General features: G+C 37.7%; 9 protein-coding genes and 2 riboswitches. Of the genes, 1 reads left to right on the top strand and 8 read right to left on the bottom strand.

From position 1 onward, the window contains the following. Positions 1–352 precede the first annotated feature (352 nt). The 8 genes from AC1DOS_RS06310 to AC1DOS_RS06275 all read right to left on the bottom strand — a co-directional run bounded on the left by AC1DOS_RS06310 (position 353) and on the right by AC1DOS_RS06275 (position 11,418). A complete protein-coding gene (locus tag AC1DOS_RS06310; protein WP_477536807.1) occupies positions 353–1,687 on the bottom strand; it encodes an NCS2 family permease in 1,335 nt (444 codons plus the stop codon). 233 nt (positions 1,688–1,920) lie between these two features. Beyond that, positions 1,921–2,022, bottom strand: a riboswitch (purine riboswitch). A 328-nt stretch (positions 2,023–2,350) separates the two neighbouring features. Next, on the bottom strand, positions 2,351–3,889 hold the full coding sequence (gene guaA / locus AC1DOS_RS06305) for a glutamine-hydrolyzing GMP synthase (RefSeq protein ID WP_146173674.1): 1,539 nt from the start codon (positions 3,887–3,889) through the stop codon (positions 2,351–2,353). A gap of 261 nt (positions 3,890–4,150) precedes the next feature. Beyond that, positions 4,151–4,252: riboswitch (purine riboswitch) on the bottom strand. A 34-nt stretch (positions 4,253–4,286) separates the two neighbouring features. Further along, entirely contained in the window at positions 4,287–6,485 is a 2,199-nt protein-coding gene (locus AC1DOS_RS06300; RefSeq protein ID WP_477536806.1) for a transglutaminase-like domain-containing protein, read from the bottom strand. Continuing rightward, complete coding sequence (locus AC1DOS_RS06295; protein ID WP_477536805.1) at positions 6,482–7,696, bottom strand: DUF58 domain-containing protein; 1,215 nt, start codon at positions 7,694–7,696, stop codon at positions 6,482–6,484. Before AC1DOS_RS06295 ends, AC1DOS_RS06300 begins: the two co-directional genes overlap by 4 nt. Next, a complete protein-coding gene (locus tag AC1DOS_RS06290) occupies positions 7,693–8,643 on the bottom strand; it encodes an AAA family ATPase (protein WP_477536804.1) in 951 nt (316 codons plus the stop codon). The genes AC1DOS_RS06295 and AC1DOS_RS06290 overlap by 4 nt, the downstream gene beginning before the upstream one ends. A gap of 147 nt (positions 8,644–8,790) precedes the next feature. After that, positions 8,791–9,618, bottom strand: a complete 828-nt coding sequence (gene nadE, locus AC1DOS_RS06285) for an ammonia-dependent NAD(+) synthetase (protein WP_477536803.1) — start codon at positions 9,616–9,618, stop codon at positions 8,791–8,793. A gap of 12 nt (positions 9,619–9,630) precedes the next feature. After that, a complete protein-coding gene (locus AC1DOS_RS06280) occupies positions 9,631–11,100 on the bottom strand; it encodes a nicotinate phosphoribosyltransferase (RefSeq protein WP_477536809.1) in 1,470 nt (489 codons plus the stop codon). Between the two features lie 114 nt (positions 11,101–11,214). Then, positions 11,215–11,418, bottom strand: coding sequence for a hypothetical protein (locus AC1DOS_RS06275; protein ID WP_108587746.1), 204 nt, complete (start codon positions 11,416–11,418; stop codon positions 11,215–11,217). Between the two features lie 471 nt (positions 11,419–11,889). Here AC1DOS_RS06275 and AC1DOS_RS06270 point away from each other — a divergent pair, with 471 nt between their 5' ends. Next, positions 11,890–12,258, top strand: coding sequence for a hypothetical protein (locus tag AC1DOS_RS06270; protein WP_108587745.1), 369 nt, complete (start codon positions 11,890–11,892; stop codon positions 12,256–12,258). Positions 12,259–12,278: the final 20 nt, after the last annotated feature.

Here is a 12,278-nt window from a genome sequence, read left to right as displayed (position 1 = left end):
ACACCGAAGTGCGTTCCGCTTGTTAGTTGACGTTTTGCTGTTCAGTTTTCAAGGTTCATGTGTTGGTCACTGTTTCAACAGCAACTCTTATATCTTAGCAAATTCTTGATGTCATGTCAACAAAAAGTTTTGCTTTTTTATTTACTTCGTTGCGCTCAAATCAGCAACTTAATAAATATATCAGCCTGCATTATAAAAGTCAACACCAAAAGTTAAAGTTTATAATCTTTATTATATCAGAAAGTTCTAATAATTCAAGTGATATTATCATAATAAAATAGAGACATATAATCTTGCAAGTAGTGTAATGAAAAAGAAGAGTTTCTCTACTTACAAGAAACTCTTCTTAGACTTAAGTTAAGAATACAAAGTATAGGATGAAGATTACAAACAATCCATACATAATTGGATGAACTTGCTTCCCTTTTCCTGATACGACCATCGTGATAGGGTAGAAAATGAATCCAAAAGCAATCCCAGTAGCAATACTATAACCTAAAGGCATAGCGATCATAGTTAAGAAAGCAGGAACGGCTATTTCAAACTTCGTCCAATCAATTTTGCCTAATGCCGAAACCATCAAGACTCCTACTATTATTAATGCAGGTGCAGTAACAGCACTCGTAATTACTTCTAATAGAGGGAAAAATAAAATAGAGACTAAAAATAATACTCCAGTGACGACAGCCGCAAAGCCCGAACGAGCTCCAGCTGCAACACCTGAACTAGATTCAATATAAGACGTTGTTGTTGATGTACCTAATACTGCTCCAACTACTGTTGCCATTGCATCAGCAAAAAGTGCTTTTCCTGCGCGAGGAAGTTTATCATCTTTAATTAATCCAGCCTGATTAGCCACAGCTACTAATGTACCCGCAGTGTCAAAGAATGCTACAAATAAGAAAGTTAATACAACAACAAGGAAATCAACAGTCATTAAAGATCCAGGATTGTTAAAAATCGGTTCCAACGCTACACCGAATGTAGGGGCTATACTTGGGACATTCCCAATAATCGCACTCGGTAGCTCTACTACACTAAAAATCATTCCTACTACGGCCGCTGTCATCATCCCAATAAAAATTCCGCCATTAATTCCGCGAACCATCAAAATAACTGTAACTACCAAACCGAAAATCGCAAGGAGTGTCGAACTTTTCCCTAAATCTCCTAGACCAACCATCGTAGCTGGATTACTTACAATAATACCGGCATTTTGAAAACCGATAAAGGTAATATATAAACCAATCCCAGCTCCAATTGCATATTTCAGTTCAGTTGGAATGGCGTTAATAATAGTTTCACGAATACCCGATAATGAAAGAAGAATAAAAATAACACCTGAAACTAATACACCTGTTAAAGCTGTTTGCCATGGAATGCCATATGTCAAAATAACTGTATAAGCAAAAAATGCATTAAGTCCCATTCCTGGAGCAAGAGCAATCGGATACTTCGCTAGAATCCCCATTAAAAAACAACCAATTGCCGCAGCCAATGCCGTTGCCATAAATATCGAACCATAATTCATTCTTAATTCATCTGGAAAATCCGTAACTGAATTAAGTGATAAGGTCAAAGGATTGACTACAAGAATGTAAGCCATTGCTAAGAACGTGGTTAATCCACCAATAATCTCTTGGCGATAATTCGTTCCGAGTTCTTCAAATTGAAAATACTTCTTCATGATTTTTTCCTCCGCGTTGTCGTGTACACGTTTGTTTCTTCTATAATAAAAGCCAACATGGACCAATCTCTCAATCTCTCATTAGAAACTAAGTTTTCGATTCAAGCCTTTACAACTTCCAAGTAGGAATTGCATAGTCTTTTATTATAAAAACAAAAAGGCATGCAACAAATAGTCGCATGCCTCCGATTTTCCTACTAACCAAAGTTAATAGGTAGTAAGAAAGACGGAACGGTCCGTCTTCCTAAAATCGTAGTCGAGTCATTTACGGTAACTCGGTAGAAACTTTCGGGCCATATTCCCGACATTATACGACGACAGTATTTAATTACAATAGTACTATAGCATTTATCATGATTCGTATCAATGATTTTTCCGAACATTATTCAATAAAACGTCGATAAAGTTCGGAAATCACATTCATTTCCAGTTAAACTTTTTATTCCCATCCGATAAAAATCTAATATTACGTTGTAAAGAATACTTATAATAACTAGGCGAGTGGGACCATTAAATATCAAACTTCTAATTTAAAGAAAACCAAATATCAAGGAAATATCCTAAATATTTCATTTGTATCAAACCTGGAATCACTCGAAAACAAAAAAGCTTGGAAACCCTATTTAAATAGGCTCTCCAAGCTTTTAATCGTTTATTTAATTCCTATTCCCATTCGATTGTTGCTGGTGGCTTGCTCGTAATATCATACAGAACTCGGTTAATATGCGGTACTTCATTGACAATACGAACACTGATTTTCTCCAAAACATCCCATGGTACACGAGCCCAATCTGAAGTCATCCCATCGATAGATGTAACTGCACGAATTCCAATGGCGTAATCATACGTACGCGCATCCCCCATAACACCTACACTGCGAATGTCGGGTAAAACAGTGAAATACTGCCAAATGTCTCGTTCTAGTCCTGCTTTAGCTACTTCATCTCGTAAAATCGCGTCTGACTCACGGACAATCGTAAGTTTTTCTTCTGTAATAGCTCCTAATACACGAATTCCAAGACCCGGGCCTGGGAATGGTTGACGCCAAACGATTTCATCTGGCATGCCAAGTTCTGTTCCAAGTGCACGAACTTCGTCTTTAAATAGCGTGTTTAATGGCTCAATTAACTTAAACTGCATATCTTCAGGCAAACCGCCTACATTATGGTGAGATTTGATAGTTTGGGCAGTAGCTGTTCCGCTCTCGATAATATCCGTATAAAGCGTCCCTTGTGCAAGGAAGTCCATACCTTCAAGTTTTGCTGCTTCATCGTCAAATACATAAATGAATTCATTGCCGATAATTTTACGTTTTGTTTCAGGATCTGAAACACCCGCAAGTTTGCTCATAAAACGTTCTTGTGCATCTATTTTAATAACATTCATGTTAAATCCGTCAGCGAAAGTCTTCATTACACTCTCAGCTTCACCTTTACGTAGCAAACCGTGGTCAACAAACATACATGTTAATTGATCACCAATTGCTTTATGAAGCAATACAGCTACTACGGATGAATCTACTCCACCACTTAAAGCACATAATACTTTTTTATCGCCTACTTCATGACGAATCTTTTCGATTTCAAGTTCAATGAAGCTTTCCATTGACCAATCACCTGTTGCTTTACAAATACCAAATACAAATTGGCGTAGTAAGTCGATACCATAAATGGAGTGACGAACTTCTGGATGGAATTGAACAGCATATAAGCCACGTGATTCATCAGCAATTGCAGCTACTGAACAAGATGGGCTAGTTGCGATTACATCAAAACCTTCAGGTGCTACTGTTACATGATCACCATGACTCATCCATACAACTTGTTCGTTAGGAAGGTCTTTAAATAGAGGGTTTTCTTTCACTACAGAAATATCTGATTTCCCGTACTCACGACGAGAAGCTTTTTCAACCTTACCGCCAAAGTGAAGTGACATCAATTGCATACCGTAGCAAATTCCTAGTATAGGTACGTTTAAATCAAAAATAGCAGGATCGACGTGAAATGCATTTTCATCGTATACCGAATTTGGTCCACCAGAGAAAATAATACCGGTAGCATTCATCGCTTTTATATCTTCTGCAGTTATTGTGTGTGGGTGTAATTCGCTGTAAACACCAAACTCACGGATACGACGAGTAATTAACTGATTGTACTGACTACCAAAATCAAGCACGACAATTTTTTCTTGTTCTTTTAACATAGGAGTTACTGACAATTCGTACACCTCTTCACTTGGATTTCCGGACCCTATTATATAGAAAAAACGCGTACGAAAGAAAACCTTTCTACGCGTTCTTTAGCTCTACCACTGAAAAGCCAAAGCGCCGTTAAAGTCTGATACCCTTGCTGCAAGAAATGAATCGGAAACCGAGTTTCTAAAGTTAAGGTGTGACTGACGCTTGGAGTAAGACAAAAATTTCTTTTTTAAAAGGCGAATACAAACAAACGTCCATTTAATAGACGTGATTGCATCCGCCTTTATAGTCAAGTCATTTTCGGCAACTTGGTAGAGACATCCGAACCGTATTATCGGACATATATAAGGGCAAACCGGTCTGTGTAATTTTTCTCAATTCTACATGTAGTTTGCTGTAAAATCAACCGCTTGTACGATTGATTAAATTTTCCCAACTTTCTCTCAGTTTCAACCATTCTTGTGACTCGATTTTTTTGCCGTAAAAGCCTTTTTCATATGCATTGGTTAACGTCTTCATATCTTTTGAACCAAAGAACCCATCTACATAATTTGCATAAGATTGAAGCGTCTGTCCTTCATTACGTGAAATACCATACAAAGAAAGTTGTTTTAATAAACGGTGGTAGCTTGATTCAAAAGAATGCCAATTGTCTTTACGTAAGCGATAATATGGCACCAATAGTTTGGGCATCCATTTATTTCTTATACGGAACATTACAATTCCGAATGCTATTGCGATTAAACTCCATAGAATAATGCGTCCTCGATTATCAGAAATCCAGTCCACAAAACTTTCCATGGTTTCTGTTAAGCGTTCTGAAATAGATTTGTTATCTGCAGCATTCGGTTTCACTGGTTTAGACGGTTGCTTTGGTACGACTTGCTCTTCAGGAGGTTCTGTAGAATCTTGTTCAATATCATAATCAATATTTCCAGCACCACTAAATCCAATAGTTGGTTCAAATGGCATCCAACCGATGCCAGGTAAGTAGGCTTCAACCCATGAATGTGCATTATTGTTTGTTACTTGGTACACTCGATCACCATTGTCATTTTGCATTTGTTCTCCTTCAGCAAATCCTTTTACCCAACGAGCTGGGATATCTAAAGAACGAAGCATGACTACCATGGATGTTGAGAAGTTATCGCAATAACCACGTTTTGTATCAAATAAGAATTGATCTACATAATCTTGGTCTTCTGTTGGAACACTCACATTAGTTTGATCGTACACGAAGCCATTTCTAGGAAAATAACGTTCAATGGCCTTAGCTTTATCGTACAAATTGGTTTCTTTCTCTGTAATCGATTGTGCTAATTCTCGTACACGCTCAGGTAATGCCTCTGGAAGCTGTAAGTACCGATCAAACTCTGCTCCTAATTCACCTAATGAGTCTTCAGATGTTTCACGTAGAGCAGTTAAGCTGTATGTGGGTTCACTAAAACCGATTTCATATTCATTTAATTCCACCGCATCGCCGTTTTGCTGGTATGTTTCAATTTTTTGCGTATTAGTAGAAACAGAGAAACTTGTTCCTTCTTGCGCATTCGCTACAACTGAACCATAAGGATACATTAAGAATGGATATGGTAATTCAAATGTATACTGTGCCATATCTTGATCTTCCACAGGGCCTGTTGGAATACCCGTATCAATAATGTCACCTGCGGTATATTTTCGAATTTCATTTGAAGCAACCGATTGTTCCCAACCTTTTGACGTGTAAGTATCTTTCGTTTCGATTTTCCAGTACTGACCTGTTTTCACAACAGCTTCAAATACTAAGGTAGAATCCGATTGGAATCCTCCCCCTAGTACGGAATCATCTTCACCATAACCAATCTTTCGGATACCACCAGCTCCACTTAATCCTGAACCCGTTCCTTCAGCAAATGATCGAATAAAAGGAACTGGATCATCCCATACAGGATTTGCTTTTGGAAGGAAATAACCGATTGAGCCACTAATTACCACTATTATAATGAGGGGGAAAACAAGAGACCCATATTTTTCACTTGTCACTGATAGACGATTTTGATCGAGAATTTTTGCTACTTTTAATAAGCCAGATAATAATAATCCTAAAATCATAACGCGCAGAATCGAACCATCGCCTACATACGGACTAAATGTATCAAGAGCTGCAATAAATACTACGGTCATAAAGAAAAACAAGAAAATATTCTTACGGACACTTATCCAATGATGAATTAAATAAGCTGTCATCCATAATAGCGAGAAAAATAGTACGGTCCTAAAACTATCCGTAACGGATGGCCAATCTCGGTTGACTAGTGCACTTGTATTGGTAATGAAATCATTGTACAGAAACGAAATGGCTTCTCCTGTAAAGAATACTTCATTCGTGTAAATATATACGAGGATCCAACCAATATATAAAAGTTTACCTGGCCCTGATAACCACCATGGGATGGAGAAAAAACTAAACACAAGACATAGCACGATAAAAGCTAAGAAAATAGATAGATAGTTAGTATCGGTTAATTCCAAGACCGGTAATAACCATTCACGTAGCAGGAAGAACACGAGAATATAGAATACGGCTTTTACCCATTTGTTTTGAAAGTTATTTTTCATGAGCGTCCCACCTCTGTAAAGGCGTTTGCGAAATGATCTTGAGAAAGCACGTGAAGAATCATTCCTCTAGATCGAGCTAACTGATGCATAGTTAGTTCCTGTCTCGATAATTTCTTGCCTTTCTTAACAACGATAAAGACTGTACATTGACGTAAGTTTTTAGCAGCTCTCGAAATTGCCTCAATTAGTCCTGCAGTCAAATCTCCAGTGATGAGTAACACCGATGTAGCTTTTGACATTGCCTGGTCTTTAGGAAGTATTTGCTCGATTGGCTTCTTCAAATCAGCTTCCACTTTGGCCAAGTGAAACATGGTTCGTTGCAATTGATCTTCACCTTGAATTGCTGGGAAATAAAATCGGGTAGCTCCTAAAGACAAAAATGCAGCACTTGCTTGATTTCGAACAACAGCATGCAACACCGATGCCGTCAATTCAATTTGTTCTTCAAAATTATCTGAAGCTTTCCGATCTATTAAGATAAATAAATCTTGAGACTGTCTATCTTCAAACTCTTTTGTTCGTAACGTTTGTGTACGGGCAAATGACTTCCAATGAATCCACGATACTCGGTCTCCCGGTTGGTAGTCTCGAATACCTGTCGCCATAGTCGTATCTTTTACTATCGCGAATGGAGAGGCAGCCGCTCCTTGATCGTAACGAGTTTCAATCGGCATATAAATCATGTCTGTCACGTTCGGATACACAATGACTGTCTGTTTTAGTGGAAGGACAACCGATTTTTTAACCCACCCAAAAAAGTCACTTACCGTAATTTCTACTCCATCAAACGTATGTTCACCACGGGGCATATGATCGATTTCATACGTCCATTCGATCGTTTGTCGTATCCCGAATATTTTAACCGTTTTCAATTGGCTTTCTGCATGACGAATAAGTTGAGGACTTTGAGTCAGTTCTTTAATCACTAAATAGAGCATAGGAAAACGAGAAGTTCTCTTTAATTTTACTGTGACAATAAGCTTTCCGCCTTTTCGTATTTGTGCGGTTTGAATATAACGTTCGGCTTGTATTTTTGATATAGGAATAAAGAAAAACACGAAGGAATATACCGCAAAAGGCAATAATGTATAAAAAATAAACCAGCTTACAAAGCCCCCTTGAAACATAGCAAAGGAAAACGAAAAGATTAATAGAAAGATGACGAACAGAAGACGCCATCCTAGTCCCCACGATAATTTTATTCCCTTCATTGTTTAATAAGTCTCTTAATCGGGACATTTGTTTTCGCTAAAATCCGTTCAACAATTTCTTCTGGTGTAATGCCATCATATCGAGCTTCTGAACGTAAAATCATGCGATGACTAAATACAAACGGTGCTAAATATTGAATATCATCCGGCGTTACAAAGTCGCGTCCCTTTAACATCGCATAAGCTTGTGAAGCTTTCATTAATGCGAGAGATCCACGAGGACTCACACCAAGGTAAACATAAGAATCTTTTCTAGTGCGGTTCGCCAAATCAACAATATAGTTTTTAATGGTATCATCGACTAAAATGTCCTTCACTTCGTTCTGCAATAGAATCAAGTCGTCGAGGGTGATAACAGAAGTTAATTCTTCAATTGGTGCCGATTTTTCAGCACGTTTTAATACTTCAATTTCTTCTGTATGTGTTGGATATCCCATTCGAAGTTTAAGTAAAAAACGATCTAATTGGGCTTCAGGCAGTGGATAGGTACCTTCATACTCAATCGGGTTTTGCGTAGCCATAACAAAAAACGGCTTTGGAATTTTCATTGTCTCTCCATCGATTGTGACCGTCGCCTCTTCCATTCCTTCAAGTAGTGCCGATTGTGTTTTAGGGGAAGTACGATTGATTTCATCTGCCAATACAATATTCCCCATAATCGGACCCGGTCTGAAATGAAATTCCATATCTTTTGGATTATAGATGGATACACCGATTACATCTGACGGTAGTAAATCAGGGGTGAATTGAATTCGTTTGAATTGAGCACCAACTGATTTTGCTAATGCACGTACCATCATCGTTTTCCCAACTCCTGGAACATCTTCGAGTAAGACATGCCCCTGGGATATCAACGCAACTACACTTAACTCTGCTATATTTCGTTTCCCTATCATAACTTTTTCAATATTATCTATGATGGCATGTATCTTCTTCTGGTTGTTCATCTCTCTACTCCCCCATTAGTCCCACTAAGTTATTATATTTATTAGAAAATTAACACATTATAGCACTAGTCTACCTAAAATATACCGTTTTCACAACTTATTAGGATACAAAAAAACACACATAGCAGAAGCTGCGTGTGTTTGATTTTATTTCCAAAATTGGTCAAAGACTGTAATCGGTAAATGACGCTTATGTTGTGAGCGTAAATAATGATTCTCAATTTTTTCTCGAGGCTCGCTTGGAATATCTTTGCCTTCTAAATAATCATCAATATGATCATATGTAACACCAAGCGCAATCTCATCCGGTAGCGCAGGACGATCTTCTTCTAAATCTGCAGTAGGAATCTTAGTATATAAATGTTCCGGGCTTCCAAGAACTTTTAATAGTTGTTTTCCTTGTCGCTTATTTAATCGAAAAATAGGAACTAAGTCAGCTCCACCGTCACCATACTTCGTATAAAAACCAGTAATGGCTTCAGCTGCATGATCTGTTCCAAGAACAACAGCATTATGCATAGACGCAATTGAATATTGGACTTTCATTCTTTCTCTTGCTTTCTCGTTACCTTTAGCAAAATCAGAAAGAATGATACCGGATTCATCAAGAGCTCTTTTGCTTGCATCGACAGCACCTTTAATATTCACCGTATAAATTTTAGTAGGTTGAATAAAATCCAATGCGTCTTGACAATCATCTTCATCAAACTGTATTCCATATGGTAATCGGACAGCAAAGAAAGAATAAGTTTGTTTACCCGCTTCATCATTCAATTCATCCACTGCCATTTGTGCGAGCTTACCAGTGAGTGTGGAATCTTGTCCGCCTGATATTCCAAGAACCAGCCCTTTTAAGAAAGGATGTTTGAGTAAATAGTGCTTCATAAAATCAATCGATATGCGAATTTCTTCTTGAGGGTCAATCGATGGTTTAACTTTCAATTCTTCTATTATGGTCTGTTGTAAGTTTGTCATCATAGTGCCTCCTTAAGCGTAATGCATGCGATCCACCATTTCTTGTACTTCTTGGATATTACGCATTTTGTTATCCCAACATTTTTGACTTAAATCCACAGGATATTCTTCCGGGTTTAAGGAACGTTTGTATTCATCCCATAATAACTCCAAGTTAGAAGTTGCATAATCTCGCATTTCGAACAGTGTTGGATTCTCATAAATAACTTGTCCATTTTCAATTACTTTCGTATGCAGCTCTTTTGCTTCAAAATTCGTCACAAATTTAGATACAAATGTGTGCACTGGGTGGAACATTTTTAAACGTTTTTCTTTAGTCGGATTTTCATCGGACATGGTAATATAATCGCCTTCTGCTTTGCCGTTTTCAAGGTCTATAATACGATATAATTTTTTCTGACCTGGTGTTGTTACTTTTTCAGATGTAGAAGAGATTTTAATGGTATCTTCCATTACACCTTTTTCGTCTTCTATCGAAACTATTTTATAGACAGCACCAAGAGCTGGCTGGTCGTATGCAGTAATCAGTTTTGTACCAATTCCCCACATGTCCACTTTTGCACCTTGGGCTTTTAAGTTTAAAATTGTATATTCATCTAAATCATTTGACACCACAATTTTCGCATCTAGAAAACCAGCTTCATCTAACATACGTCGTGCCTCTTTTGAAAGGAACGCAATGTCTCCACTGTCTAAACGAATTCCGACGAAATTGATTTTATCCCCAAGTTCTTTTGCCACTTGAATAGCCGTAGGAACACCAATTTTTAAGGTATTGTATGTATCGACAAGGAATACACAGTTTTTATGACGTTGTGCATATGCATGAAAAGCTTCGTATTCACTTTTATATGCTTGAACGAGTGAATGGGCATGTGTTCCAGCAACAGGAATACCGAATTTCTTGCCTGCTCGTACATTACTAGTTGCTTCAATCCCACCTATAATAGAAGCACGTGATCCCCAGATTGCCGCGTCCATTTCTTGCGCACGACGCGAACCAAATTCCATAACGGTATCTGTTTTTACGATTTGTTTAATACGACTGGCTTTTGTAGCAATTAACGTTTGATAATTAACGATATTTAAAAGTGCTGTTTCAATAAGCTGTGCTTCTACAAGTGGAGCTTCAATGCGAATAATCGGCTCGTTTGCGAAAACTAGTTCCCCTTCAACCATTGAATAGACATCCCCTGTAAAGCGGAGCTCACGCAAATAACTGATGAAATCTTCCTTATAATCAAGCTCCTCTTGTAAATAAGCTAAATCACTTTCAGAAAAACGGAAATCACGAAGGAAATCTAGTACACGCTCAAGACCTGCAAAAATCGCGTAGCCGTTGCCGAAAGGCAATTTGCGGAAAAACAATTCAAATACCGCTTTACGATTATGTATCCCATCAGCCCAATAGGTTTCAGCCATATTAATTTGATATAGATCTGTATGTAATGCCAGTCCATCATCTGCATATTTAGACGTCATCAAAAACCCTTCTTCCACGTTCATAATTGTCATTAGTATACACCATTTACCCGTTTTGTTATCATTCCTAACAAAAACGCAAACCAATTTAGAAATTGGTTTGCGCTATGATATTTATGTTCCCATTTTTCTGCGTAAATTGCTTACTTTTTTTGTTTGTTGGCTTTGCATTTTTTTCCCGGATTGTCCTGAGTTTCCTTTTACGTTGTTATCAGACGATAGGTTCTTCTTCGCTTCTAACTGTTTTTGCATGGCTTCTTTTAAAGTCATTTTTTTCTTTGGAGCTTCTTGTTCGTTAGTTTCATTGTGTTCAGTCATTTTAAATCCTCCTTTAAACCAAGTGTTGATTAGTTTTGCTTTTCTCTATTATACTCGAAACTCGACGACTACTGGGAATTTTCTGTCCTTTTAATGAAAAAAACACATGCGGCGACTACTAATTATATATTCAGTGCTCTTGCGTCGACCTGCAGCAGCAATTCATCAGTCTGATGATTTATATAGGAAAATGTATCATTTTGTACAACCTGCCGAGTCACTTCGTCTACCTGGAGCATCAAACACCAACTCCTTAGCTTATCAAACAATAAATCGCTAGTATTGCGATGGATTCCATAACCACTATGATTTACTTCTAATAATAAGTGAAAGACAGGCTGGCTAGACATTTTGTACAACCTGGAGCGACACTCCGTCAACCTGGGGCGACATACATCCATTGTATAAGACTATTCGTTATTCTATTGCCCACTCTCTAAGCATATAATCCGCTAACAAGGAGGGTTCACATTGAAAGGAAAAAGATTTAAATGGCTACCTGTAATATTAATCTCATTACTTGCTCAATTTATCATTCTGCAGTTCTTACTTTTTATTGAAGTGAAGTTACTTCCTACAATGTCTTTTGATTTATTAATAAAAATCAATTTCTTCATTATCGCAATTATTGGCGGTCTAGTTGCCATTCGCTATTCCATTAATTCCTCTCGCCACATAGGTGGTGTCTGTGGCGCTCTTTTCATTGCCCTCAGTGAATTATATAGTATGAATTTCACAGTAGATTTTGCATCGATCTTCGTTTTGCTTATTGCCTACTTAGCTGGCTATATCGGTTCCACTTTATACACGAATAAAATTGTCATAACTCGGATTGAGTAAACATTTATATTTGAGTAGAA

It is taken from the genome of Paenisporosarcina sp. P5_A11 (assembly GCF_056400705.1).
This window is presented reverse-complemented; position numbering and strand designations above follow the sequence as displayed.